21 protein-coding genes and 1 pseudogene are annotated in these 25,048 nt (G+C 65.2%); 16 read left to right on the forward strand and 6 right to left on the reverse strand.

Going from position 1 to position 25,048, the window contains the following annotated elements; genetic code table 11:
* Positions 1 to 3: 3 nt before the first annotated feature.
* Positions 4 to 1,332, forward strand: a complete 1,329-nt coding sequence (locus NVV79_RS08395) for a TRAP transporter large permease (RefSeq protein WP_303988014.1) — start codon at positions 4 to 6, stop codon at positions 1,330 to 1,332.
* A complete protein-coding gene (locus NVV79_RS08400; RefSeq protein ID WP_303988016.1) occupies positions 1,287 to 2,075 on the forward strand; it encodes an SDR family NAD(P)-dependent oxidoreductase in 789 nt (262 codons plus the stop codon). The genes NVV79_RS08395 and NVV79_RS08400 overlap by 46 nt, the downstream gene beginning before the upstream one ends.
* Before the next feature lie 21 nt (positions 2,076 to 2,096).
* On the opposite strand, the gene NVV79_RS08405 is transcribed toward NVV79_RS08400, so the two are convergent.
* On the reverse strand, positions 2,097 to 3,239 hold the full coding sequence (locus NVV79_RS08405) for an amidohydrolase/deacetylase family metallohydrolase (protein WP_303988018.1): 1,143 nt from the start codon (positions 3,237 to 3,239) through the stop codon (positions 2,097 to 2,099).
* A gap of 18 nt (positions 3,240 to 3,257) precedes the next feature.
* Positions 3,258 to 4,163 (reverse strand): 2-dehydro-3-deoxygalactonokinase, encoded by a 906-nt coding sequence (locus NVV79_RS08410; RefSeq protein WP_303988020.1) that lies wholly within the window; start codon positions 4,161 to 4,163, stop codon positions 3,258 to 3,260.
* Positions 4,164 to 4,262: 99 nt separating this feature from the next.
* Between NVV79_RS08410 and NVV79_RS08415 the strand changes: the two genes are divergently transcribed.
* The 7 genes from NVV79_RS08415 (at position 4,263) to NVV79_RS08445 (ending at position 12,349) form a co-directional block, all read left to right on the forward strand.
* On the forward strand, positions 4,263 to 5,192 hold the full coding sequence (locus tag NVV79_RS08415) for a dihydrodipicolinate synthase family protein (protein WP_303988371.1): 930 nt from the start codon (positions 4,263 to 4,265) through the stop codon (positions 5,190 to 5,192).
* Positions 5,189 to 6,361, forward strand: a complete 1,173-nt coding sequence (locus tag NVV79_RS08420) for a mandelate racemase/muconate lactonizing enzyme family protein (protein WP_303988022.1) — start codon at positions 5,189 to 5,191, stop codon at positions 6,359 to 6,361. Before NVV79_RS08415 ends, NVV79_RS08420 begins: the two co-directional genes overlap by 4 nt.
* A 114-nt stretch (positions 6,362 to 6,475) precedes the next feature.
* A complete protein-coding gene (locus tag NVV79_RS08425; protein ID WP_303988373.1) occupies positions 6,476 to 7,684 on the forward strand; it encodes an ABC transporter substrate-binding protein in 1,209 nt (402 codons plus the stop codon).
* Positions 7,685 to 7,748: 64 nt separating this feature from the next.
* Entirely contained in the window at positions 7,749 to 8,654 is a 906-nt protein-coding gene (locus NVV79_RS08430) for a carbohydrate ABC transporter permease (RefSeq protein ID WP_303988024.1), read from the forward strand.
* 9 nt (positions 8,655 to 8,663) lie between these two features.
* Positions 8,664 to 9,494, forward strand: coding sequence for a carbohydrate ABC transporter permease (locus NVV79_RS08435; RefSeq protein ID WP_303988026.1), 831 nt, complete (start codon positions 8,664 to 8,666; stop codon positions 9,492 to 9,494).
* A gap of 1 nt (position 9,495) precedes the next feature.
* On the forward strand, positions 9,496 to 10,620 hold the full coding sequence (locus NVV79_RS08440; RefSeq protein WP_303988028.1) for an ABC transporter ATP-binding protein: 1,125 nt from the start codon (positions 9,496 to 9,498) through the stop codon (positions 10,618 to 10,620).
* A gap of 13 nt (positions 10,621 to 10,633) precedes the next feature.
* The gene (locus tag NVV79_RS08445; protein ID WP_303988030.1) at positions 10,634 to 12,349 is read left to right on the forward strand and encodes an SMP-30/gluconolactonase/LRE family protein; all 1,716 of its coding nucleotides are present in this window, start codon (positions 10,634 to 10,636) and stop codon (positions 12,347 to 12,349) included.
* A 16-nt stretch (positions 12,350 to 12,365) separates the two neighbouring features.
* On the opposite strand, the gene NVV79_RS08450 is transcribed toward NVV79_RS08445, so the two are convergent.
* Positions 12,366 to 13,325, reverse strand: coding sequence for a GNAT family N-acetyltransferase (locus NVV79_RS08450; protein ID WP_303988032.1), 960 nt, complete (start codon positions 13,323 to 13,325; stop codon positions 12,366 to 12,368).
* 60 nt (positions 13,326 to 13,385) lie between these two features.
* Positions 13,386 to 14,306 (reverse strand): LysR substrate-binding domain-containing protein, encoded by a 921-nt coding sequence (locus NVV79_RS08455; protein ID WP_303988035.1) that lies wholly within the window; start codon positions 14,304 to 14,306, stop codon positions 13,386 to 13,388.
* 136 nt (positions 14,307 to 14,442) lie between these two features.
* On the opposite strand from NVV79_RS08455, the gene phnA reads away from it, so the two are divergent.
* The 7 genes and pseudogenes from phnA (at position 14,443) to NVV79_RS08490 (ending at position 21,961) form a co-directional block, all read left to right on the forward strand.
* Positions 14,443 to 15,702 (forward strand): phosphonoacetate hydrolase, encoded by a 1,260-nt coding sequence (gene phnA / locus NVV79_RS08460; protein ID WP_303988037.1) that lies wholly within the window; start codon positions 14,443 to 14,445, stop codon positions 15,700 to 15,702.
* Complete coding sequence (locus tag NVV79_RS08465) at positions 15,699 to 16,991, forward strand: alkaline phosphatase family protein (RefSeq protein WP_303988039.1); 1,293 nt, start codon at positions 15,699 to 15,701, stop codon at positions 16,989 to 16,991. Before phnA ends, NVV79_RS08465 begins: the two co-directional genes overlap by 4 nt.
* An 18-nt stretch (positions 16,992 to 17,009) precedes the next feature.
* A complete protein-coding gene (locus tag NVV79_RS08470; RefSeq protein ID WP_303988041.1) occupies positions 17,010 to 18,524 on the forward strand; it encodes an ABC transporter substrate-binding protein in 1,515 nt (504 codons plus the stop codon).
* A 24-nt stretch (positions 18,525 to 18,548) separates the two neighbouring features.
* Positions 18,549 to 19,406 carry an ABC transporter permease gene (locus tag NVV79_RS08475; protein ID WP_303988043.1) on the forward strand — a complete coding sequence of 286 codons (858 nt, stop codon included), beginning with the start codon at positions 18,549 to 18,551 and terminating at the stop codon, positions 19,404 to 19,406.
* Positions 19,403 to 20,332, forward strand: coding sequence for an ABC transporter permease (locus NVV79_RS08480; protein WP_303988045.1), 930 nt, complete (start codon positions 19,403 to 19,405; stop codon positions 20,330 to 20,332). Before NVV79_RS08475 ends, NVV79_RS08480 begins: the two co-directional genes overlap by 4 nt.
* A pseudogene (locus NVV79_RS22575) lies at positions 20,332 to 20,817 on the forward strand (ATP-binding cassette domain-containing protein); the annotation flags it as partial. The gene NVV79_RS08480 and the pseudogene NVV79_RS22575, both read left to right, overlap by 1 nt.
* A 508-nt stretch (positions 20,818 to 21,325) precedes the next feature.
* Entirely contained in the window at positions 21,326 to 21,961 is a 636-nt protein-coding gene (locus NVV79_RS08490; RefSeq protein ID WP_303988048.1) for an ABC transporter ATP-binding protein, read from the forward strand.
* Here the strand turns inward: NVV79_RS08490 and NVV79_RS08495 are convergent.
* Positions 21,958 to 23,880 carry a DUF5054 domain-containing protein gene (locus NVV79_RS08495; protein WP_303988050.1) on the reverse strand — a complete coding sequence of 641 codons (1,923 nt, stop codon included), beginning with the start codon at positions 23,878 to 23,880 and terminating at the stop codon, positions 21,958 to 21,960. The genes NVV79_RS08490 and NVV79_RS08495 overlap by 4 nt on opposite strands.
* A gap of 11 nt (positions 23,881 to 23,891) precedes the next feature.
* Complete coding sequence (locus NVV79_RS08500) at positions 23,892 to 24,932, reverse strand: LacI family DNA-binding transcriptional regulator (RefSeq protein ID WP_303988052.1); 1,041 nt, start codon at positions 24,930 to 24,932, stop codon at positions 23,892 to 23,894.
* Positions 24,933 to 25,048: the final 116 nt, after the last annotated feature.

Below are 25,048 nucleotides of genomic sequence, written 5' to 3' on the forward strand. Positions count from 1 at the left end.
GCCATGGGTGACATGACCACCGTTGCCATCGTCCTCGGCCTCACCACGCTCCTGCTCGGCGTCGGCACCTGGCTGTGGTCCGGGCTGATCCTGGCCAGCATGGCGAGCTTGTGGATCGTCAGCGGCTTCTCGATCGACCGCATGGGCGCGATCCTGGCGAGCGTGGTGCCCAATTCGGCGATTTCCTGGGAACTGGCCGCCGTGCCGCTGTTTCTCTGGATGGGCGAAATCATCTTCCGGACCGACATCGCCCAGCGCCTGTTCGACGGGCTGTCGCCGCTGGCGCGTTACCTGCCCGGCGGGCTGCTCCACACCAATATCCTGGCCTGCACCACATTCGCGGCCGTTTCCGGTTCGAGCGCCGCGACCACCGTCACGGTGGGCCGCATCACTACCAAGGCCCTGGCGGATCGCGGCTATTCCCGCTCGCTCGCCAGCGGCTCGCTGGCCGGTGCCGGTACGCTGGGCCTGCTGATTCCGCCCTCCATCGCCATGATCATCTATGGCGTGCAGGCCAATGTCTCGATCATCCAGCTCTTCACCGCCGGCATCGTGCCGGGGCTTTTGGTGGCTTTGCTCTATTCGGGCTATATCGCTATGCGCTGCCTGCTCGATCCGAAACTCGCGCCGCTCGCCGAGGCCCTGCCCAGCATTGGCGAGGTGCTGCGCGGTCTGAGCAAGCTGTGGAGCATCGCGCTGCTGATCGTGATGATCCTCGGCTCGATCTATACCGGCCTCTGCACACCGTCGGAGGCCGCCGCGGTCGGCGTGGTGGGGGCAATCCTCGTGGCCGTGATCACCGGTCAGTTCCGCGTCACCATGGTCACCGAGTCGCTCATGGTCGCCGTCCGGGTGTCCTGCATGGTCGGCATCATGGTGGCAGCCGCGGCCTTCATGTCCTCGGCCATTTCCTATCTCCACCTGCCGCAGGTTATTTCGGCGTGGATGAACGACCTGCATCTGTCCTCGTTCGGCCTGATCCTCGTGCTGATGGCCTTCTACATCGTGCTCGGCACCTTCCTCGAAGGCGTGCCGATCATCGTCATCACCCTACCCATCACGCTGCCGCTGATCCTGCAGGCTGGCCTCGATCCGGTCTGGTTCGGCATCTTCCTGATCGTCATGGTGGAAATGGGCACGATCAGCCCGCCGGTGGGACTCAATCTCTTCATCTTGCAGGGCCTGACCGGTGACAGTTTCGGACGCACCGTGATGAATGCCCTGCCATTCTTCGTCCTGCTCTGCGTCGCCGTCGTCCTGATGGCAATCTTCCCGCAGATCGTGTTGTGGCTGCCCTCGGTGATCAACCCATCCACGATCATTCCGTCGTGACCGGGCGGCTGGACGGCAAGGTTGCCGTCATAACGGGTGGCGCCAATGGCCTGGGGGCCGAACAGGTCAAGCTGTTTACCGCCCGGGGTGCCCGGGTGGTCATCGCCGATATCCTGGCGGAGCAGGGCGAGGATGTCGCCCGCCTCTGCCGGCAAGATGGCCTCGATGTCGGCTTTATCACGCTCGACGTCACCAGCGAAGCGGCCTGGACCCGCCTGGTTCAGGATGTCGTGGCCCGATATGGCCGGCTGGATATCCTGGTCAACAATGCCGGGATCAGCGGCATGTCGGTCCAGCATCTCGCCCATGCCGACGCCTGGGACAGGCTGGTCGCGATCAATGCCAAGGGCGCCTATCTGGGCATGAATGCCGTGCTGCCCGAAATGGAGCGGCAGGGCGAGGGTGCCATCGTCAATCTGGGCTCGATCATCGGTCTGGTCGGCAGCCCGTTCGGCAATCCCGGCTATGCCGCCTCCAAGGCTGCGGTGAGCGCTCAAAGCCGCGCCATGGCCGTGCGGATGGCCCCCAGGGGCATAAGGGTCAATACCGTGCATCCGGGCTTCTTCCCGGAAATGCTCAACATGCCGGCAGGCGGCCGCGGCGACATTGCCGCCAGTATTCCGATGCGGCGCGTGGGCGAGCGCGCCGAAATCGCCGCTGCCGTCCTGTTCCTCGCCTCGCCCGACGCGTCCTATATTACCGGCATCGACCTGGTGGTCGATGGTGGCTTCACCGCGCAATAAGCCGAGCCTTCGGGATGACGGCTAGAGAATAGCCTCGCGCCACACGCCTGCCTGCACGGTGCCGCGTGGCCGGAGGGATTTCTGTGCCACCAGCAATGCGCCGAGGCTGTCGAACAGCTCCCGGGGCGTTTCCTCTATCGTGAAGAGGCTGGCATCGCCCGCGGCGCCCACTTTCAGCGTGCCCAGTTCCGGGCGGCGCAGGGCGGTCGCGGCGGCTGTCGTGGCCATGGTGACGACATCGGGCAGATCGACGCCCAGGGCGATGGCCTTGTTCATTGTCGTCAGCAGGTCCACGGCGGGGCTCTGCCGGTTGAACAGGTGCACGTCGGACGAGATCACATCCGGCAGGAAACCGGCGCGCTGCATCCGCCCGAAGGCGGCATAGTCGAACGAACCGCGGCCATGGCCGGTATCGAAAAATACGCCGCGCTCCCGCGCCGCCAGGCATGAGCGGTTCACCTCGCCACTGCGCGGCGACACCACCGCATTGGGGTAGGGCCGGCAGCAATGGGTCAGCACGTCGCCGGGCCGCAGCAGGTCGGCGATTTCGTCGATGGTGGGCGGGGGCATTTCGACATGCACCATGACCGGCAGGTCCAGCTCCTCGGCGGCCTGCAACGCCAGTTTCAGAGGGTCGATGACGCTGTCGCCGCTGGAACTGGGACCGACGCGGGCCTTGATGCCGACGATGATGTCGCGGTGGTCGCGTGCCGCGGCCACGCATTCGCGCACGCCGAGCAGGCGCCGTTCCCAGCCTTCGCCCACCGACAGGGCGCCACCAAAGCCGAAAATGCCGGCAAAGGAAATGTTGAGATAGGCGAGGACCCGCACCTCGGCCCGCTCGATCACATGGGCGCGGAAGCCGGCAATGTTGGCGGCCCCGGCGCTGCCCGCATCGACCAAAGTGGTCACGGCCGAGCCGCGCGCCAGTTCATCGGGATCGACGCCCAGCGAGGTGCCGCCGACATAGACATGGGTATGCAGGTCGATCAGCCCTGCCGTCACATATTGCCCGCCGGCATCGACCTCCGCCGCGGCCGTATCGGCCTCGGATACGTCGATCGCGGCGATCTTTCCCCCGGCAAAGGCGAGCGAGCCGATCCGGTCGAGGCCCTGTGTGGGGTCGAGCAGGTGGCCGTTTCTGACGATAAGGTCGTAATGCATCTGATCCCCCGACACGCCCTAGGCAAGAATGCTCGATTCGGCGCCGATGGCCAGTGCGCCGCGCAGGGCCGTGTCGTCAGGCGCCACGCGTGCCGTGAGGCCCAGTCCCTCGGCGGCGCGGCGGTAATCCTCGACGCGATCGTCGTCGCCCACGATATCGACCATGCCGCCGGGCTGCCACCAGCCGGCATTGCGCGCCTCGATGAATTCCCAGCCGATCAGCAATCCGCGCAGGTAGTCGCCGATTTCGGCAGGCGCCACCTGGCCGGCCAGCCAGCCGGTCCGCGCGGTGAAAAGGCGCGTCAGCAGGCCGTGGCGATCGGTGCCGGCGGCGCATTCGAGGCCGCGCGCAAAGGCCCGCCAGTCGCGCCCCTCGGGTTGGGTGGCAATGCTGGCCAGGCCCGAATGCTTGAGCAGCAGCGCAACCAGTTCGCCGGTGACGAAGGTGCGAAATTCCATGATCCTGCCACCGCCGATTCGGGCCCATTTGCCATTATTGCCGGGCATGACCACGACGCTGTCGCGATCCAGTCCATGGCCCACAAGTTGCGCTTCCTCGCCGCGCATCACGTCGGGGAAGGGCGCGGCGGCCGGTTCGCACAGGCCGGGAATGAGGGTCAGCCGATCGCCATTGGCCAGCGCCACATGGCGCACGGCCCGGGCGATATCGGCGAGGCCAGCGGGTGCGGACACATAGCCCATCTCCATCCAGCCGGAGCGGCTACCCACCATGCCGGCCGCCAGAATATGCAGCGCCCCATGCGCCTGGCGCCACGGCGCGAGCACTGCGTCGAGCACGGCTTCGTGGCGCCCTGCGGCATGCTTGAGGCCGTCATCGGTGCCGATGCGATCGATGACGATACCGGCCTCATCGACCAATGCCGCCTCCAGCCTCGCCGCACTCCAATCGATGACCACCCGCATTTTTGTCTCCTCCAGTTCGTTGACAGCCTCTAGCATTTCAAATTATGGTCCACAATAACAAACACACGATCCATATTGTGGACCATCTGAGGAGCTGTTCTGTTGTTGCAAGGCATTCTGCCCGTCCTGCCCACGCCCTATGGTGATGATGGCGCTGTCGATCCCGTCGCGATGCGGGCGCTGATCGAATTCGCCATTGGCGCCGGGGTGCAGGGCATGGTCTTTCCCGGCTTTGCCAGCGAGGTGGAGGCGCTCAGCGATGACGAGCGCATCAGCCTGATGCGCGTGGTGGTCGAGGCCAATGCCGGGCGGGTGCAGCTGATCGCCGGCGCCAGCGCCGCCACGATCGAGGCCGTAGTGCGCTTCGGCCGCGAAGCGCTCGACCTGGGCATTCGCTACCTGATGATCCAGGCGCCCAAGGAGGCAGGCACCCAGGCCGATGAGGTCACGGCCTTCTTCCGCGCCATTGCCGACCAGTTGCCGGGCATGGAAATCGTCTTGCAGAATGCCCCGCTGCCGCGCGGCTCCGATCTCGACCCCGAAACGCTGCTGACGGTAGTGAGCAACGTGCCGGCCATCACTTATGTGAAGGGCGAGACGCTGCCTTCCGGTCCGGCCATCTCGGTGCTCCAGGCCAATCCGCCGCCCCATCTCGCCGGCATTATCGGTGGGGGCGGCGCGCGCTATGTCATCGACGAATATGAGCGCGGCGCCTGCGGCACCATGCCGGCGCTCGAACTGGCCGACCTGCATGTGCAGCTCGACCGCGCCTGGCGCAGCGGCGACAAGGTGCGCGCCCGCAATCTCTATTCCCGCTCGCTACCGCTCCTGCTGCTGCAGGCGGTCTATCGCATGCATCTCACCAAGCATGTGCTGACGCGCCGTGGCGTCATCGACACCACGATTGTGCGGGCCAAGGGGCCCAAGCCCGATGCCATGGCGATCCGCGACATCGATAGCTGGCTGGCCGAGGCCGCCGATATCTTTACTCTCGCGCCGATTGCCCAGCGCGTTGGAGAGCCCGCATGAACGACCGCGTCAAATCGGTTACCCCCTATGTCCTGACCATTCCGCGCGACACGCCCTATCTCGGCGCGTTGCGGCCGGGCGAGACGGTCAACGCGCAGGGCTATTTCGTCCGCAAGGGCAACCAGACGGTCTATCCCACCGTCGATCGCAGCATTCTCGTGCGGATCGAGACCGAAAACGGCGTGGTCGGCTGGGGCGAGACCTATGGCATCGTGGCGCCCGGCGCCGTGCTGGCCATCATCAACGAACTGCTTGCTCTCTTCGTGGTCGGGCGCGATCCGATGGACGTCACCGCCATTCATGACGACCTCTACGGCCTGATGCGGGTGCGCGGCTATACCGGGGGCTTCTATCTCGACGCGCTGGCCGGCATCGACACCGCCCTCTGGGATATTGCCGGCAAGCTGGTGAACCTTCCCCTTTCGACGCTGCTCGGCGGCAAGCGTCATGACCGCATTCCGGCCTATGTCTCGGGCCTGCCGCAGCCGACCCGCACAAGCCGCGCCGATTTCGCGGTCGAATGGCGCGACAAGGGATTCTCGGCCTTCAAATTCGCCTCGCCGGTGGCCGATGATGGCGTCGTCGCCGAAATCGCCACTTTGCGCGAGGCCCTCGGGCCCGATATCCGCATCGCCTGCGACATGCACTGGGCCCATACCGCCGAGGAAGCGGTGGCGCTGATCCGTTCCATGGAGCCGCATGGCCTGTGGTTCGCCGAAGCCCCGGTCAAGACCGAGGATATTGCGGGCCTCGCCCATGTCGCCGCCAATGTCGCGACCACGGTCGCTGCGGGCGAAGAATGGCGCACGGTCCACGATCTGGTGCATCGCGTCGAGCGGCGCGCCTGCGGCATCGTGCAGCCCGAAATGGGCCATATCGGCATCACCGAATTCATGCGCATGGGCGCCTATGCCCAGGCCAATCATCTGCGCGTCATTCCGCACGCGACGATCGGCGCCGGCATTTTCATGGCGGCCAGCCTGCATGCCAGCGCCGTGCTGGCAGTCGTTACCGACCACGAATACCAGCATTCGATTTTCGAACCCAACCGGAGGTTGGTCACCGGCGACATGGATTGTGCCGCCGGCTTCTACAGTGTGCCAACGGGGGCGGGCCTCGGCGTCGAGCCCTCCGCGGAGGCACTGGCATTGCTCAAAGAACAGAACTGAAATCAGGAGGATAAGTTGATGTTCGAAGGATTGTCTCGCGCGCGGGGAGGGCTCCGCAAGGCCGGCCTGGCCCTGGCTCTATCCACGGCTCTGGTGGCCGGTGCCCTGTCGCCCATGCTGGCGGCAGCGCAGGAAACCACGCTGAAATTCGTGTCCTGGCAGAATGACGAGCCGGGCGTGGGCGGCTGGTGGGCCGGCCTCATCGAGGAATTCAAGGCCCAGCATCCCGGCGTCGAGGTCGAGTGGACCAAGGTGGAGCGCGCTGCTTTCGCCGACACCATGACCACGCTTTTCGCCGGCGGCTCCCCGCCTGACATCGTTCACCTGGCCTCGTTCGAGTTCCAGCGCTTCGCCAATGAAGGCTGGCTGGAAGACCTCGGCCCCTGGTTCGACAAGGGCGGCGTCAGCCTCGACGGCTGGGCCGGCCAGCAGATCTGCGAGCTGAACGGCGAGACCGTCTGCGTGATGATGCTCTATTTCGGCTACATCATGGCCTATAACGAGGCCATCCTGAATGCCGAGGGTCTCAGCGCGCCGACCAATTATGCCGAACTGCTCGAAGTGGCGCGCAAGACCACCAAGGACCTCAACGGCGACGGCATTATCGACCAGTATGGTCTGCATCACCCGACCAAGGTGGGCGGTGGCCAGTATGTCACCGAAATGCTGAACTATGTGCTCGACGCCGGCGGCCGCTGGACCAATGCCGAGGGCCAGGTGACCATCGACACGCCCGAAGTGATCGAAGGCCTGACCCGCTGGAAGACCATCGTCACGGAAGGGCTGATGCCGCGCGACCTGTCCTCGGGCGAAACCCGCCAGTTGCTGGCCGATGGCAAGATCGCCGTGGGTCTCGATGGTCCCTGGCTGGTGCCGATCCTGGCCAACGGCGCTGCTTCGGACGACGTCAAGATCGTCGCCGATCCGCTGAGCCCGCCGGTCGGCGGTTCGTCCAATGTGCTCGGCATGTCCAAGGACATTTCCGACGAGCACAAGGCGCTGGTCTGGGATTTCATCCAGCTCGCCATGAGCGACGATTTCCAGTCGAGCTATGCCACGCTTGCCGCCTCGCCGGCCCCGAGCCCGCGCGCCGACATCACCGAGGCCACCGCGGTGACCCCGGAATTCGGCCTCTTGGTCGAAGGCGCCCAGGCCGCATCGGCCGAAGGCATCGACCGTATCCCGGCCGGGCTCGAAATCCAGTACAACGAGTTCGCCAAGATGGTGATGGAAGAAAGCCAGCGCATGATCATCGAAGATCTCGACCCTGCCGCTGTCGCCGCCACCATGCAGGCACTCGCCGAGGACCTGCAGAACCAGTAGTCGCCAAAACCGGGTCGGTCGGAGCATATCCGGCCGGCCCGCCCCGCAATACCGGAGTGCGCTTATGAGCCGCCTTCCCCTTCTTGACCTGGCGCGGCCGAGCCGCCGGCACTGGCTGGGCTATCTGCTGCTGGCGCCCGCCGTGGTGCTGATCGCGCTGATCATCATCTATCCGCTCATCGTCTCCTTCGATATTTCCTTCCAGAAAGTCGATATCGTCCGGCTCGACCGGCGTGCGCCCTTCACCCTCGCCAACTACCAGCAATTGTTCGGTTCGGCCGAATTCTGGATGTCCTGCTGGGTCACGCTCAAGCTCGTCGTGGTCGTCACCGCCTGCTGCGTGGCGCTCGGCCTGGCGACGGCCCTGCTGGTCAATAACCGCTTCCGCGGACGCACCGTGGCGCGCCTGCTCGTGGCCCTGCCCTGGGCCGTGCCCGAGATCATCGCGGTCGTCATCTTTGCCTGGATTTTCGACTCGTCCTTTGGCCTGATGAACTGGTTGTTCTTCCGGCTGGGCCTCATCAACGAGACCATCAACTGGTTCTCCGACCCCAATGCGGCCTTCGTCGCCGTGGTCGTCACCATGGTGTGGAAGGGCTATCCCTTCGTCTCGATCATGGCGCTGGCGGGTCTGCAATCCATTCCCGAGGACTATTACAATGCCGCGCGGGTCGATGGCGCCAATGCCTGGAACCGCTTCACCAATATCACCATCCCCTCGCTGATGCCGGTGCTCGGCGTCACCATGGTTCTGGTGCTGCTCTGGGTGTTCCGCGACTTCTCGATCATCAATGTGATGACCGGCGGCGGGCCGCTGAAGTCGACGCAGACCCTTTCCATCATGACCTACGAGCATGCCTTCGGCTTCTTCAAGATGGGCTATGCCTCGGCCGTGGGCGTGGTGACGCTGATCTTCTGCGTGCTGGCCAGCCTGCTGATGATCGGCCGCAAGGCCGACGGCATCTACTGAGGAAACACCATGACCAGACGCCGCCTCAATATCGTGCTGATCTATGCCGGCGTGGTGCTGACCTGTGCCATCCTGCTGTTCCCCATCTACTGGCTGGTGGTCACGGCCCTGTCCAAGCCCATCGACCTTCGCGTCCTGCCGCCCAATTTCTGGCCCGAAGTGCCGCAATGGCAGGTCTTCGGCAAGGTGCTCGGCGACCGACCGCTGCTGCTCTGGCTGGGCAATTCGACCCTGGCCGCTGCGGGCGCCGTGACGCTCTCCATGTCGGTGTCGATCTTTGCCGGCTATAGCCTGTCGCGCTTCCGCGTGCGCGGCGGGCAGTCGCTGGGCCTCTTCATCCTCACCGCCAAGATGCTGCCGGCCACTTTGCTGGTCATCCCGCTGTTCGGCATTTTCCGCTCGGTGGGCCTGGTCGGTTCGCTCTGGTCGGTGATCCTGGCCCAGGCCACGCTGATCGTGCCCTTCACCACCTGGATGCTGAAGGGCTATTTCGACACCATTCCGCGCGAACTGGAACAGGCGGCCATGGTCGATGGCTGTTCGCCATTGGGGGCTTTGTTCCGCGTCATCCTGCCGGTGGCGACGCCGGGCCTTGCGGCGACCTGCCTCTACGGTTTCGTGCTGTCCTGGTCGGAATATGCCTATGCGCGCACCTTCCTCACCAGCGCCCAGGGCAACTGGACCGCCAATCTCGGGCTCACCACCATGAAGGGCGAATATGTCTCGGACTGGAACGAGATTTCCGCGGCCGCCATCATGGTCGCGATCCCCGTCCTCCTCATCTACCTTTTCCTCGAACGCTACCTGGTCAGCGGACTGACTGCCGGGGCGGAGAAATAACATGGCCGGAATCCGTATCGAAAATGTCCGTAAATCCTTCGGCGTGCTGGAGGTCCTCAAGGGCTTCTCGCTCGATGTCGCCGATGGCGAATTCGTCGTGCTGGTCGGTCCCTCGGGCTGCGGCAAGTCCACCATGCTGAAAATCCTCGCCGGGCTGGACGATGCCACCTCGGGCCAGATCCTGATCGGCGACCGCGAGGTGACCGATGTCGCCCCCGGCGACCGCGACGTGGCCATGGTGTTCCAGAACTACGCGCTCTATCCCCACCTCACCGTGGCCCGGAACATGGGCTTCGGCCTCAAGATGCGCGGCATGGCCCGCGCCGAGATCGACCGCCGCGTACTGGAAGCCGCCAAAATCCTCGATGTCGAGCACCTGCTCGACCGGCGCCCCAAGCAGCTCTCGGGCGGCCAGCGGCAGCGCGTCGCCCTGGGCCGCGCCATCGTGCGCGAGCCGCAGGCGTTCCTCATGGACGAGCCGCTGAGCAATCTCGATGCCAAGCTGCGCGTGCATATGCGGGCCGAGATCGGCGCTTTGCACAAAAGGCTGGGTGTCACCACCATCTATGTGACGCATGACCAGATCGAAGCCATGACCATGGCCGACCGCATCGTCATCATGCGCGATGGCGCCATCCAGCAGATCGCCGATCCCGACACCATGTTCCAGCATCCGGCCAACCTGTTCGTGGCCGGCTTCATCGGCTCGCCCGGCATGAACTTCATGCGCTCGACCGTGACCATGGGTGCCAACGGCCCGCAACTGCGCCTGTTCGGCCAGGATGTGCCCGTCGATCGTCCCATTGCCAACCTGGCCGGCAAGCCTGTCATCGTCGGCCTGCGTCCCGAGCATTTCGCGACGGGGGCCGGTGCTGTCCGTTTCACCGTCACCCCGCGGCTGATCGAAAGCCTGGGCAGCGAGAAATATCTCTACATCGATGTGCCCGAGGAGAACCGCGGCGCGGTCGCCACGCGCGGCGGCGAGGACGATCATCGCGGCGATTCCATCATTGCCCGCATCATGGATGTCGGGGCCATTCCCCAGTCCGCGGCGATCACCCTTTCCTTTGATCCGGCACGCCTCTATCTGTTCGACGCAGAGACACATGTGACGATCGCCGGCTAACCAGGGTAGACCCATGCCAAGACCTGCAGATGGTCCGTCAGGGCTGGAAGACCGCGACGTCCCCACCGGAGCCGCGGCGCTGGCCAAGGGCCTGCACCTGCTCGAAGTGATCGGCGATTTCGAGACGCCGCCCCGCTTCAAAGACCTGCAGACGCGCACCGGGCTGTCCAAGGGCACGCTGGCGCGCATGCTCAATACGCTCGTGCTGTTCCGCCTGGTGCGCCACGAGGAAAGCGACGCCACCTATCGGCTCGGCCATCGCCTGTTCGAGCTCGCCCATCGCGTCTGGGAGAATTTCGACCTGCGCGGTGCCGCCGCGCCGGTGCTGGACCGGCTGGCCGAGGATATGTCGGAAACCGTCGCCATCTGCTCCATCGATGGCGAGGAAATTCTCTATATCGACCATCGCAGCCGTGGCGGCGCCTTCGGTTTCCGCATCGAGGTCGGCCGCCGCGCGCCGCTGCATTGCACGGCCGGCGGCAAGGTCCTCCTCGCCTTCGCCGCCCCGCACGAACAGCGCGCTTTGCTCGACCGGCTGCCTCTCACCCGCTATTCGGACCGCACGATCACCGACCGCGATGCGCTGGTCGCCGAACTGGCGCTGACCCGGGCCCGCGGCTATGCGGTGTCGATTTCAGAACATGTGCCGGGCGTGTCCTCGGCCGCCGCGCCGATCTTCGACCATACCGGCAAGGCTATCGCCGCCATCGGCGTCTTCGGTCCCAGCGAGCGCATGGCCACCGATATCGTGCATATCTGGGGGCGCGATCTCATGGCGGCCGGAAGGCAGGTCTCCGGCAATGTCGGCGCCGCGCCGATGAACATCAATTCCTATGTCCGCACCGACCTTGTCGCCGATCCCGGCGTGCAATGCGTGCTGCCCTGGGGCGCCCATCTCGCCGAAGGCCCGCTCTGGGTGCCCGAGGAAAAGCGCCTCTACTGGGTCGATATCCTGGCCCCCTCCGTCCACCGCTTCGATCCGGCGACCGGCGACAATCGCGAGGTTGTCATGCCGGGCCTGGTCAGCGCGCTGTTGCCGCGCCGGGACAATGGTTTCATCGCGCTGGCGCAGAACGGGGTTTCCGCTTTCGATTTCGAGACCGGCGCCATGTCGCCCCTGGTCAATCCGGAAGCCGATATCGCCGACAACCGCTTCAATGACGGCCGCTGCGACCGGCGTGGCCGGCTCTGGGCCGGCACCATGCCGCTCGATGCCACCAAGCCCGCCGGCTCGCTCTATGTCGTCAATCCCGACCTCTCCTGGCGCCGCGCCGATACCGGGTTTTCGGTGGCCAATGGGCTCGATTGGAGCCCCGACGACCGCACCTTCTACTTCGTGGATTCCGCGCCGGGCCGCATCTACGCCTATGATTTCGATATCGATGACGGTGCCCTTGCCAACCGCCGGATTTTCGCCGAAGTCCCCGCCGCCAGCGGGCGACCCGATGGCCTGGCCGTCGATAGCGAGGGCTTTGTCTGGTGCGCCATCTGGGATGGATGGTGCGTCCGGCGCTATGCCCCCGATGGCAGCATCGACCGCGAAATCCGCGTCCCGGTGCCACGCCCCACCAGCGTGGCCTTCGGCGGCGATGACCTCAAGACGCTCTACATCACCACGGCCCGCGTGCGCCTGCCGTCGCGCGTGCTGGCCGAGGCGCCGTTTTCGGGCGGGCTCTTCGGCATCACCGTTCCGGTCGCCGGTCTTCCAGCCACCAAATTCCGGGGCTAGCGCCACATCGGTGTCGCTACTTCCCCGCCGCGGTATCGGTCAGCACGAGATGTTCCTCGGTGATGCGGAAGCCCGTGCGGGCGAAAGCCTTGACCATGGGCACATTGCTGAAATCGGTATCGGCGCCGACCGCCTCGCCGGGTGCATGGTCGTTCAGCCGCCAGGCCATTTCGGCCAGCAGTTCCGCGCCATAGCCGTGGCCGCGCTGGCTTGGCACCACGCCGATATAGCCAATGGTCGGCATGTCGTAATTGCGCGCCGGGATGATGACGCCAACCAGTTCACCTGATCCGGTATAGGCCAGTTGCCACCAGTCGCGCGGCGAGGGAAACCAGTAGAGCCCTTCCAACTGCAATTCCGCCGCGCGGTCGAGGCCGTGCTCGGCGACGCTGCGCTGGTCATGCGCGTCGAGACTGCCGTCCAGCACCTGACGCAATACAACCAGCATTTGTGCATCGTCGGCCGGGCGGAATTCCAGTCGATCGCTACGATCAGGCAGCCCGTCTTGCTCGGCCGACCAGCGGTAGGAATAGCGCTCGACGAACAGCGCCAGATCAACATTCCGCGCCGTCTGCAACCGGGCCTCCGCCGCCACCCGCACCATGGCGTCGTCGCGCCAGCCGGGCGGCAGGAACAGATGATAGTCCGGCTTGCGGCCTTCGTCGTTTCGCATGGTCTCATGCGCCTTGCGCAGCAGGGCCGTGCCCAGCTCGACCTGGCCGGGACCCGGTTCGGCCTCAAGCCAATCGAGCGAATAGGGCCTCTTGTCCTCGGGGCCGGTCCACCAGCAGGCCCGGGCCACCACCACGCCATCGCGGATCGCGACCCAAGTATGTTCGGGCCGATAGGCTTTGGCCGCCAGCAGGGCGACGTAGTCGCGCTGGCTTTCCCACAGCTCCGGCTGGCGCGGGAAGGGGTAGGACAGGAACAGGTCGGTCTCGCCCGGCTGCAGCGGACGAATGGTCAATGCGGTCATGACTCCTCCCACGCATATGGCAAGGGAGAATAGCCGCGATCATGGCCAGCTCAAGATGGCTCAGGAAACCTGTTCTTCCGGCACATTCGTCAGGCCGAAATGCGGGCTGGATTGTTTTTCCAGCCAGTCCACGAACAACTGCACTTCGGGCGGCGTCTCGGCGCGGTCCCGCCACAGCACGTGAAAGGTCGGTCCCGCCACGCGGATTTGCGGCCAGGGCTCGATGAGGTCGCCCCGCGCGAACTGGTCGGCCAGCGTGTGGCGGGGACAGACCAAAGCCCCGCCACCGGCCAGGGCCGCTTCCAGCGCCAGGTAGAAATGCGGGAAGTCGGTAATGGTGATGCCGGCGCCGGACAGGCCGGCCGCGGCCAGCCAGCGGTCCAGTTCCCCACCCCTTGTCTGCGAGGCCAGCAGGCGCAGTTTGAGAATGTCGGCCGGGCGCCAGAGATTGGCCTGGGCCGCCAGGCGCGGCGACAGCGCCATGGTCAGTTGTTCCTCGAAGATTTTCCGCGACGGCATGGCGGCCGGCAGGTCGCGGTCGGTGCGAATCGCCACGTCGAACGGAATTTCCTGCCAGTTCTCGCCCGTATCGGTATGCCGCACCTGCAGGGCAATGGTCTTGTGCTGCTCGGAAAAGTGCCAGCTTCGCGGAATGAGCCAGCGTGTCGCCAGTGTCGATGGCGCAATCACCTGCAAGGGGCGCGCCCGCTGGTCGCCGCGCATCTGCGCGGCCGAACTATCCAGCGTGTCGAGCAGTTGGGCCAGTGTCTGCGCCCAAGTAACCGCATCGGGCAGGGGGCGCATCTGCTTGCGATTGGGCTCGAACAGCGGCCGGCCAAGCCAGTCTTCGAGCGCCGCAATCTGTTTGCTGATCGCACCATGCGTCACGAACAGCTCATTTGCGGCCTTTGTAACACTTCCAAGGCGAATTACACTTTCGAAGGCTGTGATAGTCTTTAGTGGCGGAACTTTCCTATTCATCTGTTCCAAAACCTCACATATGCCGAATTACATTTCGCTTTTGGCTCGTTCGGAAATATATATACTAGCCTAAGTCAGTAATTATTAGTCGCTCTACTTTAATCGAGCGATGTTATACACTTTAGGTGACATCCATATGACCAAGGCCACCTTGCGTGCTTCTTCTGTGGAAGAAGCCGCGTCGCTGTTCATCAATGGCCGGAACTACCGGCTGCCGACCCGGCCCGTCGTGGTCATCTGTTTCGACGGCTGCGATCCCGATTACGTCGCTGCGGCGATGCAGGCCGGCGTGGCGCCCCATCTGGCGGCCATGATGCAGGACGGGTTCAGTGCCATCGCGCAGGCGGCCATGCCCACCTTCACCAATCCCAACAATGTGGCGATCGCCTGTGGCGCGCCGCCATCCGTGACCGGGGTTGCGGGCAATTACTATCTGGATCGCGCCACCGGCCGCGAAGTGATGGTGCTCGATGGGCACCAGATGCAGGTCGATACGATCTTTGCCCATTTCGCGCAGGCCGGCGTTGATGTCGCCGTGGTGACTGCCAAGGACAAGTTGCTCCGTGCCCTGGCGCGCAACATGGATGGCATTGCGCTGTCCGCCGAGTCCCCCGAAGGCGCCGTTGCCGTGCTGGGCGACCAGGCCCCGGCTGCCGCTGCCGACAAATATTCCGAAGCCCTGTCGCTCTATGTCCTCGATGCCGGCATCAGTCTTCTCGAAGCGGGCCGGGCCGATATCCTCTATCTCTCGCTGTCCGACTACGTGCAGCACAAATATGCCCCGGAGGCGCCCGAGGCGCTCGCCTTCATGGCTGAGGTCGACCGGCGGCTGGGGCAGCTCGTGGCACTCGGCGCGACCGTGGGCATCGTCGCCGATCACGGCATGCATGACATGTCCGGGCCCGACGGCACGCCCCGCGTGCTCTTCGTGCAAGATGTGCTCGAGGCGCAGTTCGGCGCCGGCAGCATCCGCGTCATCTGCCCGATCACCGATCCCTTCGTGCGCCACCATGCCTCGCTGGGCGGCTTCGTCCGCGTCTATATCAAAGAGGCGACTGTATCGCCCGAGGCCGTGCGCGATGCGCTGGCCGGCATGGTCGGCGTCTCGCTGGCCCTGCTGGCCGATGAGGCCTGTACCCGGTTCGACATGCCGCTCGAGGGCGAGGCCGATGTGGTCGTCGTCGCCGCGCCCGGCTTCGCCCTCGGCGCCACCCAGAGCGAGCACGATCTGTCGGCTCTGGCCGGGCAGCGCCTGCGCTCGCATGGCGGCACCAGCGAGCAGCCGGTGCCCTTCATCCTCTCGCGTCCGCTGACCGAGGACTACGCCACCAGGGCCGAAGCCGGCCTGCGCAATTTCGACATTTTCGACTTCACCATCAATGGAGTGACGGCATGAGCCCGGCCACCGAAACCGGCGGCATGGGCCGCGTCGTGCTGATGATCTGCGACGGCCACCGCAACGACTTCGTGCGGGCCGATACCTGCCCCAACATATCAGCCTTTGCGGAGCGCTCGCGGCGCTTCCTCAATCACCGTGCCATCTTCCCCTCGGCCACCCGCGCCAGCGCCGCCGCCATCGCCACCGGCTGCTGGCCGGCCAATCATGGCCTGCATGGCAATACGATGGGCCTGCCCGATGGCGAAGGCGTCCGCGTGCATGATGTGGGCGACCCCGCCTTTGTCGGCAAGCTGCGCAATGCCTTCGGCCGCACGCTCAAAGTGCCGACCATGGCCGAACGCCTGGCCCCCCATGGCGGTGCGGTCATCGCCTCCAATGTCTCGCCCGGCGCCGCCTATTTCCAGGACCCCGACAATTTCGGTCATGTCGTGCACCGCGCCGGCTCCTTCGGTCCCGGCGGGCGGGTGCTGGGCCCGGATGAAGCGCCTGTCGTCAGCCACGATTTCGCCGGCGACGAAGCCCTGGCCGAATGGTTCGTCAGCGATGTGCTGCTGCAGCGCCGGCCCCGGCTCTCGGTGCTGTGGCTGGCCAATCCCGATCTGGGCATGCATGCCGGACCGCTGGGTTCGCAGATGCATCTCGATGCCATCGTCTGCGCCGACCGTGCCTTCGCCCGCGTCGAAAGTGCCGTCGAGACCCTGCGGGCAGAGGGCGAGGACGTGCTCTTCCTCCTCGGCTCCGACCATGGCCAGGAAACCGTGCGCGAGCGCGTCGCGGTCGGGGCCCGACTGGTCTCGGTCGGCCTCAAGGAAGGCTCCGACAGCACCGATGTGGTGGTCGCGCCGCAGGGCGGCGGCGGGCTGCTCTATGTCGCGCCCCGCGCCGAATACCGCATCCCTGACATTCTCGCCTTCCTGCGCGCCCAGCCCTACATCGCCGAAGTCTTCCATGGCGCGGAAATGCTGCATATCGGCCAGCGCCCCGAAAACGGTCTCGCCATCGCCTTCGCCATGGCCCGCAGTGCCGAGCCCAACCCGTTCGGCGTCCCCGGCCAGATCACCATCTGCGTCAGCGACGAAAAGCCCGGCAAGCCGGAAGGCTATGGCAGCCATGGGGGCCTGGGCGATTTCGAACGCCATCCCTTCCTGATCGCCAATGGGGGTGGCTTTGCTCCCGGCACCGTCGAGCACGGTGTCACACGGCTGATCGATATCGCGCCTACCGTCATGCGCTATCTCGGCCTTTCCCGAGACGGCATGGACGGTCTCGCCCTCCCGCAGTTTTAACCCTCGGAGACTATCCAGATGAAAAAGCGTCTGCTGTCACTCGTCGCCGCCCTGCTGCTTGGTCAGGCCAGCCTGCCGGCTCTGGCCCAGGAATATGGTGGCATCCTGCACCTCAAATGGGGCACGCTCGATACCACCGACTTCCACCGCCATACCGGCACGATCTCGCTGCCGCATCCCTTTGCCGAGACCCTGACCTCGATCTCCTTCGACGGCAGCCCCAAGGGCCTGCTGGCCGAGGACTGGACGGTGTCCGACGATGCGCTGACCTATACGTTCAACCTCCGTCACGGCGTCAAATTCCACAATGGCCGGGAAATGACGTCCGACGACGTGCTCAAGAATTTCGAGCGCATCCGCAGCAGCGTGGAAGCCGGCTGGCTCACCACCGCCATGGAACAGGTGGAATCCTTCTCCACCCCCGACGACTACACGTTCGTCGTCCAGCTCAAGGCGCCCTTCGGCCCCTTCGTCAATCTCATCGCCGAAGCCTGGATCCTGGCCCCGGAATCGCCGGGCTGGGACAGCAATATCACCCAGCCGATCGGCACCGGCCCCTTCACCTTCGATAGCTGGACCCCGCAGTTGACGCTCAATGGCAGCCGCTTCGAAGACTACTGGATGGAAGGCAAGCCCTATCTTGACGGCGTCGAGTTCGACGTCCGCGAAGTGGCCGATGCCACCCTGGCCTTGCGTGCCGGCGACTACCAGGTGGCCAGCGTTCCTCTCGCCAAGGTCGAATCCATCGAGAGCGAAGGCTTCGAGATCGCCTTTCAGGGCGGCACGAGCTGGGACTTCATTTCCTTCAACAACCGCAATCCGCGCCCGCCCTTCGACAATGTGAAGGTGCGCGAGGCGGTGGCATGGGCCGTCGATCGCAGCCAGTTCAACACCATCATGAACGGCAAGTACGGCACGCCGGGCAACCAGCCAGTAGGCGAGGGCAATTTCTTCTTCGATACCGAACTGTCGGCCAGTGATCCGCACAATGTCGCCGATCTGGAAAAGGCCAAACAGATGCTGGCCGACGAGGGCGTCAACCCGGGCGACTACACGCTCTACATGGTTTCAACCGTGGGCAGCCGCAGCGGCCCGCTGCTGTCGCAGGTCCTGCGCTCGCTCGGCTTCGGCGTCGACATGCGCGAATATGACGATCTGGGCTACCAGCGCGCTCTGTCCGAATTCGACTGGGATATCTATCCCGGCGGCTCGGGCGCCCGTAACGACATCTTCCTGCGCTATGTGCGCCTGATGAGCGATGGCCCCAATCCGGGCCTGTGGGGCGGCATCCAGGATCCTGAGCTCGATGCGCTGATCAACCAGGCCATCTCCACCGCGGACCTCGATGAAAGCCGCGACTTCTACCTCCAGGCCTGGAAGCGCGTGATGGACAATTACTACACGTTCGGCCTCGCCCAGAAGCCGTCCGCCTATGCCATCAGCCCCAAGGTCCACGACATGACCATCGGCTTCAATGCCTCGGCCCATCGCGTCGACGGGGGCTTGGCCTTCGCCTGGATGGATCAGGACTAACAGCAGGAAACCGGGAGACCCGCCATGACGGCAGAAGCCCTCACACGGCCAGTTCGCACCCGCCTGGCGGGTCTCGATCCGGTGACCATGCTCGCCTGGCTCATCATCATCATCGCTCTCTTCATCGCCCTGGCGGGTCCCTTTCTCGCCACCCATGACCCGATGATGTTCAGCGCCGAGATGAACGAGCAGCCCGGCAACGGGCACCTGCTGGGCACCGACGATGGTGGCCGAGACGTCTTTTCCCGCCTCATGGTGGGCACGGGGCTCAGCCTCTTCTACGGCGCCAGCGCCGCCATGGTGGCGCTGGTGCTGGGCGCGGTAACGGCGCTGATCGCCATGTCCCTGGGCAAGCCGATCGAACTGGCCCTGTTCGCGGTGGTCGATCTGGTTCGCGCCCTGCCGGGCATCCTGTTCGCGCTGGCCTTCATCGTCGCTTTCGAGCCGGGGGCCTTCTCCGTGGTGCTGGCGCTGGGCGTCTCCTTCGCGCCCAACTTCGCCATGATCACCCGCGCCACCTATGAGCAGCAACTGGCCCAGCCCTATACGGCGGCCGCCAAGGTGCTGGGCGCCGGCCGCGGCCGCATCGCGCTCATCCATGTCCTGCCCAATATCGGCGGGGCGCTGATCACCCAGTTCGCCATCATCCTGCCGCGCTGCATCGTCTCGGAATCGGTGCTGAGCTTCCTGGGCCTCGGCGTCTCGTCCGAACTGCCCAGTTGGGGCCGCATGATCGCCACCGCGACCCCCTATATGGAAGAGGCGCCCCATGCGCTCCTCGCACCCATAATCATGCTCTCGGCCGTCACCTTCGCTCTGGCCATCATCGGCAATGCCCAGCGCCAGCGCCTGACCCATACCACCAAGAGGAGCGCCATATGAGCCCGCATCATTTCCGGCTGGCCGCCAATATCGGCCTCGACCTGCTGCGCGCCCTCGGCGTGGCCGTCGGCATCGTGGTCTTCACCTTCTTCGTCATCCGCATGATCCCCGGCGATGTGGTGGACGTGCGCGGCATCGAAGGCTCGCTCACCTATTCGCAGCAATCGGCCATGCGTGAGGAACTTGGGCTCAACAAGCCCTGGCTCACCCAGTTTCTCGACTGGTCCGGCATGATTCTGACAGGCGATCTGGGCCAGTCGGCCCGCTTCGCCCGGCCCATTGCCGACCTGCTCGGGGCCGTGCTGCCCTCGACGCTCCTGCTCGGCGCCACCGCGCTCGCCATCGGCATTGTCGTCGGCGTCACCGTTTCGGTGCTGGCTGTGCTGTTTCCGCGCTCCGTCTTCGTGCCGGTGGTGGATTTTATCACCATCTGGTCGATTACCGTGCCGACCTTTTCCATCGGCATCATGTCGCTGATCGTCTTCGCCGTCTGGCTGGGCTGGATACCGGCTATCGGCAATTTCCTCGTCCCCGCCCTGATCCTGGGCCTCGATACTGCCGGCTCCATCGCCAAGGCGCTGCATGAGGATATGCGCGAGGTCCAGACATCGGAATTCGTCCGCTCCGCCCGCGCCCGCGGCGTCAGCCACGCCCGCATCGTGCTGCGCCATATCCTGCCCAATGCGCTGACCGTCACCATCGCCATTATCGGCCTCATGCTGGCCGGCGTCTTCACCGGCGCCATCACCATGGAAGTGGTCTTCGGCCTGCCGGGGCTCGGCACGCTCACGCTGCAGGCCATCAAGGGCCGCGACTATGCTGTCGTACAAGCCATCATCATCTGGCTCGGCGTCACGGTGATCTTCGCCAATTTCGTCGCCGATACCATCCGCAAGCTCATCAACCCCCGCTTGAGGACGATCTGATGACACCTCTGCTCCGCGTCACCGATCTGCGCGTCACCCTCGATACCCGCAGCGGACCCGTCGAAGCCGTTCGCGGCGTCTCCTTCTCCATCGCCAAAGGCCAGACTTTGGGCCTTGTGGGTGAATCGGGGTCGGGCAAGTCGCTGACGGCCATGTCGCTGGTGGGGCTGGCCCCGCCCGGCACCAGTCTGCAACTGCAAGGCACGGCCCTGTTCGACGGCATCGACCTGCTGGCGCTCGATGAACGCGGCTTGCGTGCCCTGCGCGGCAAGCGCATCGGCGTCGTTTTCCAGGACCCGGCCGCGGCGCTCGATCCGCTGATGAGTGTGGGCGATCATCTCCGCGAGGCTTTGCCCCATGGCCTGCCGCGCGCCGAAGCCGATCTGCGGATTGCCAGGCTCCTGGACGAAGTGGGCCTTGGCGCCATTCCTCATGTCCAGCGCCGCTATCCGCACGAGCTGTCGGGCGGCCAGCAGCAGCGCGTGGTCATCGCCTCGGCCCTGGCCGGCGATCCGGACCTGCTGATCGCCGACGAACCCACCACTGCGCTCGACATGAGCGTCCAGGCCCAGATTCTCGAATTGCTGCATAATCTGCAGCTGGCGCGTGGCATGGCCATGCTGCTCATCACCCACGATCTGGGTGTCGTCTCGAAATATTCGACGCAGGTCGTGGTGCTCAGGCGCGGCGACATGGTCGAGCAGGGGCCGACCGCGACCCTGCTCGCCCGCCCTGCCCAGGACTATACGCGCATGCTGCTCGATAGCCGCCCCCGGCTCGAAGCGCTGGCCTCCACCGCCGCGGACGCCAAGCGCGAGGATATCCTCACCGTCTCCGGCCTCTCCGTCAGCTATCCGGGGCCGCGGGCCTTCAGTCCGCGTATCGTGGCGCTCGACGCTATCGACTTCGCGCTGCGCCGCGGCGATGCCCTGGCCATTGTAGGGGGAAAGCGGCAGCGGCAAGAGCACGCTGGGCAAGGCGCTGGTCGGGCTGGTGCCGCCCGATCGCGGCGCGATTCATTTCGAGGAAAGCCCGTTGCGCCCCGCCCGCATGGAGCGGTCCATGCGCCGGAAAATCCAGTATATCTTCCAGGATTCCTACGGCGCGCTCAATCCGCGCCTCAATGTGGAACAGGCGCTGGTCGAGCCCTTCGCCATCTATGGCAAGCCGCGCCGCACTTGGCGCGACGAAGCGGTGCGCCTCCTCGAAGAGGTGGACCTGTCGAGCGCCTATCTCGGCCGCTATTCCTGGGAACTGTCCGGTGGCCAGCGCCAGCGCGTCAACATCGCCCGTGCCTTGGCCGTATCGCCGGACCTGCTCATCTGCGATGAAATCGTCTCGGCGCTCGACGTGTCAGTGCAGGCACAGGTGCTCGACCTGCTGGCCCGGCTGCGCCAGACGCGGCGGCTCAGCCTCATCTTCATCAGCCACGACCTGGCCGTGGTCGGCACGCTCTGCAACCGCACGCTGGTCATGCACAATGCCAGGCTGGTCGAGGAGGCCCCCACCGGCGACATCCTCAACGCGCCGGTGCATCCTTATACGAGAACACTGGTCGAAGCGGCCCGTGCCGTCGAATTTGCCGGCACACCCACCCGGAAAAAAGCCACGCGCGAGGTCGTGGCCTAGCGGCGGGGTGCCAGGTCCAGCACGAAGCGCAGCGAGAGGCTACCTTCCCACCACATGGGGAAATTGGTGCCCCATTTGTTGTTGTAGAGGTTGAACCGCAGGCCGGCGCTGAAATCGGGCCGCTCCGGCTGGAACGGCAGGAATGGTGCGCCGGCTGGGGCAACCAGCGCGGAATCGAGCGGGGTCATCGTCACGGCCTCGCTGCGGATCGCCTCGACCGCCTGCAACTGGCCACCGCCGCGCCGGACGATATTGTCCCCGGCGAGCCAGAGCCCCATTTTCCGCAATTCCCAGGAACCCGCGCCGGCCGGCGTCACCTCGAGGAATCCGGCCTCGGGCATTCTATTGGCTGGCTTTTCATGCAGCATGAGCGTCAGCTCGACCCGGTTCTCGTCCAGTCCGCGCAGGCTGAAGGCGTGCCGCTCCGGTCCCCCCAATTGCCGCCTTGCCTCCTCCGGCAATTGGCCGATGGCGGTCTGCCCATCGCGCGAAATGCCGAGATGGGCAGGCACGAAGCGCGCCGTTCGCGCGGTTGCCGCCGCGGCGAGCCCCGGCTTGTCGTGGTCGAGAATGGCCCAGTCCTGCCGGTGCTGCAGATAGGAATCGAGGTGCTTCTGCAATTCGTGCCAGTCATAGCTCTCGTGCCGGTAGCCGATCAGGCTGCCATCCAGTCCCTCCAGCCTCCGCCCATCCGGCGCCGCCAATCGCACGATATCGCCACTTTGCGCATCGAGTTCCGCGCGCCAGCCATCATGCCCGATTTCCGTGCCCGCCACCGGCTCGGCCGGGACGCGGGGCATCAATTCGGCCAGCGCCGCCTCGGCCGCGGCACGATCCGCCGGCGCAAGCTGGTCGATGGCGCTGGTCAGATAGGCCCGCTGCTCCGCCCAGGATTGCTCGCTATAGGCGAAGCGATAATCCTCCCGCCGCGCCACTTCGAATTTCTCCCGGTCCCACGCGACCTCGTCGCGGAGATAGGTCTTGATATCGACGCCCCAGGTATGTTCGGGCACCATGGTCAGCCCGCGCCCGAAGGCCAGCCGTTCCGGCGTCGGCGCCTCGGCCCAGCGATCATAGAGCCGCGACAGCGCGCGGAACCGCGCCAGCTTTTCGGGGTCGCTCCCCGTGCCGTGGATCCAACTGTCGCCGATCTCCTCGGTCATGACAGGAAGGCTGTCGCGCCGGGTCCACATGAGGTCGCCGAAGGCATCGAGCGTCGAAACCAGGATTTCCGTATCGGGATTGGCCGCACGGATATGGCGCAAGGCCTCGACCGTCTGGCCGACGCTTTGCGGGCCGATATTGTCGTTGGTATGGGCAAAGCTCAGCCCGATTTCGCCACCAGCGGGAAAGTCGGTGGCGCCATAGGAGCCCTGATACATGACCACGATTTCGCTGCCATCGGGCGCGCGCCAGCGGAAAATCGGCGGCACTGATGGCACCGGGCTCGCCGTATTGACCCCCAGATGCAGGAATTTTATGCCGGCCTCGGCCAGCAGCGGCACCATGCCCAAAGTATGGCCGGGCACATCGGTCATCTTGGCGGCCGTCGTCTGCCGCCCGAAGCGCCGGTCAAGCTCGCCGGCATAGGAGAGCCCCGCCCGGAACAGGGCAGGCGACATCAGTTCGGTATGGGTGGTGAAGGGCAGGCCATGCCAGGTGATGAGCCCACGCTCGATCGCGCGTTCCAGCCGCTTCACCCGTTCCGGGCTTTGCGAATTGAGGTGATCCCAGATCAGCCAGGCGCCCGTGGTCCAGATGAAGGCGGGATGCGCGGGGTCCTCGGCGAAAAAGTGCTCGCCCGTCGCGATGGCCTGGGGGATGAACTGGTCATGATACTGCGCCCGCACTCGCGCGGCGTGATCGGTGAAGCCGATATCGAGATGGGTCTTGAAGACCAGGTGGATCTGTCTGGACATGTTGCCTTGCTTCAGCCGACCGTGCCGCGCACGACCAGCCGTGTATTGAGCGTTTCCTGGAAGCCGGGGGCCTCGGGATTGTTGAGGCGCAGCAGGATGAGCCGCACCAGTGCCCGCACGCGTTCCTCAAGGTCGAATTTCACCGTGGTGAGGTTGTAGCTCTTCCAGTGCGACTGGGCGATATCGTCGAAGCCGACCACCTTGACGTCCTCGGGCACGCGCAGCTTGAGCTCGTGCCGCAAAGCGTCGATCACCCCGAAGGCGCCGACGTCATTGGCGGCGAAGATCGCGTCGGCGCCGGTGCCGATGCGGAACAGGTCGAGCGTGGCCTGATAGGCCATGTCATAGCTGAAATCGCCGCGGGCGACGACCGGCGGTTCCATGCCCCTCTTGGCCATGACCTGCCGCAGCGTCCGCTCGCGCGCCGTGCTGGCGCGGGACTTTTCCAGCCCCGAGAGATAGGCGATGCGCCTGGCGCCATAGCCCTGCAGCAGCGCCACCGCCTGGTCGATGCCGTCATATTGCAGCACGTTGAGCCGGTCCTGCAGCGGCTTGTGCTCCGGCTCGTCCGGCATGCCGGGCAGGGGGTAATGCACATAGATCGGCACGGCCCGGTCGAGAAATTTCGCCAGCGTCTGCGGTTTCACATTCTCCACGAAGGCGATGACCGAGTCGGGATTGAAGCCGCGCATATAGGACAGCAATTGCTCGTCCATCGAATAGTCGGTGCGGGTCTTGAACAGCAGCGTGGCGAAGCCCTCGGCCTGGAGCGCCGTGGTCAGCGCGTCGATTTCCTGGCTTTCCCAATGGCTGCACACATCGGGCACGATGACCCCGATCAGGTGCGAGCGCCCGCTCACCAGCGCCCGCGCCGCCCGGTCCGGCGTATAGTTCAGCTCCTGGGCGATCCGCAGGATCAGTTCGCGCTTTTCGGGCTTGAGCGAGGCATGGGCATTGAAGGCGCGCGATACGGCGACCCGGGAAACATTGGCGCGTGCCGCGACCATTTCCGCCGTCGCCCGCCCACCCCTTGCCGCTTGGGATATCGGCATATGTCACTGGCTCCCGATTGACAGCGTGTTCAAAAACGCGGTCTATTCTGCTTGGCTGTGCCAAAGGTTCTACAACAATAACAGCCGGAGGAAAGCCAAAACTGTGCCGGAATGAC

It is taken from the genome of Devosia ginsengisoli, assembly GCF_024707105.1.
Lineage (GTDB): Bacteria > Pseudomonadota > Alphaproteobacteria > Rhizobiales > Devosiaceae > Devosia > Devosia ginsengisoli_A.

What these genes read in the sequence shown, in the direction of transcription:
- phnA (WP_303988037.1), top strand. Translation starts at nt 14,443, where the DNA reads ATGACCAAGGCCACCTTGCGTGCTTCTTCTGTGGAAGAAGCCGCGTCG.
- NVV79_RS08480 (WP_303988045.1), top strand. Translation starts at nt 19,403, where the DNA reads ATGAGCCCGCATCATTTCCGGCTGGCCGCCAATATCGGCCTCGACCTG.
- NVV79_RS08440 (WP_303988028.1), top strand. Translation starts at nt 9,496, where the DNA reads ATGGCCGGAATCCGTATCGAAAATGTCCGTAAATCCTTCGGCGTGCTG.
- NVV79_RS08410 (WP_303988020.1), bottom strand. Translation starts at nt 4,163, where the DNA reads ATGCGGGTGGTCATCGATTGGAGTGCGGCGAGGCTGGAGGCGGCATTG.
- NVV79_RS08430 (WP_303988024.1), top strand. Translation starts at nt 7,749, where the DNA reads ATGAGCCGCCTTCCCCTTCTTGACCTGGCGCGGCCGAGCCGCCGGCAC.
- NVV79_RS08475 (WP_303988043.1), top strand. Translation starts at nt 18,549, where the DNA reads ATGACGGCAGAAGCCCTCACACGGCCAGTTCGCACCCGCCTGGCGGGT.
- NVV79_RS08450 (WP_303988032.1), bottom strand. Translation starts at nt 13,325, where the DNA reads ATGACCGCATTGACCATTCGTCCGCTGCAGCCGGGCGAGACCGACCTG.
- NVV79_RS08420 (WP_303988022.1), top strand. Translation starts at nt 5,189, where the DNA reads ATGAACGACCGCGTCAAATCGGTTACCCCCTATGTCCTGACCATTCCG.
- NVV79_RS08435 (WP_303988026.1), top strand. Translation starts at nt 8,664, where the DNA reads ATGACCAGACGCCGCCTCAATATCGTGCTGATCTATGCCGGCGTGGTG.
- NVV79_RS08495 (WP_303988050.1), bottom strand. Translation starts at nt 23,880, where the DNA reads ATGTCCAGACAGATCCACCTGGTCTTCAAGACCCATCTCGATATCGGC.
- NVV79_RS08500 (WP_303988052.1), bottom strand. Translation starts at nt 24,932, where the DNA reads ATGCCGATATCCCAAGCGGCAAGGGGTGGGCGGGCGACGGCGGAAATG.
- NVV79_RS08395 (WP_303988014.1), top strand. Translation starts at nt 4, where the DNA reads ATGGGTGACATGACCACCGTTGCCATCGTCCTCGGCCTCACCACGCTC.
- NVV79_RS08455 (WP_303988035.1), bottom strand. Translation starts at nt 14,306, where the DNA reads ATGAATAGGAAAGTTCCGCCACTAAAGACTATCACAGCCTTCGAAAGT.
- NVV79_RS08465 (WP_303988039.1), top strand. Translation starts at nt 15,699, where the DNA reads ATGAGCCCGGCCACCGAAACCGGCGGCATGGGCCGCGTCGTGCTGATG.
- NVV79_RS08425 (WP_303988373.1), top strand. Translation starts at nt 6,476, where the DNA reads ATGCTGGCGGCAGCGCAGGAAACCACGCTGAAATTCGTGTCCTGGCAG.
- NVV79_RS08445 (WP_303988030.1), top strand. Translation starts at nt 10,634, where the DNA reads ATGCCAAGACCTGCAGATGGTCCGTCAGGGCTGGAAGACCGCGACGTC.
- NVV79_RS08405 (WP_303988018.1), bottom strand. Translation starts at nt 3,239, where the DNA reads ATGCATTACGACCTTATCGTCAGAAACGGCCACCTGCTCGACCCCACA.
- NVV79_RS08470 (WP_303988041.1), top strand. Translation starts at nt 17,010, where the DNA reads ATGAAAAAGCGTCTGCTGTCACTCGTCGCCGCCCTGCTGCTTGGTCAG.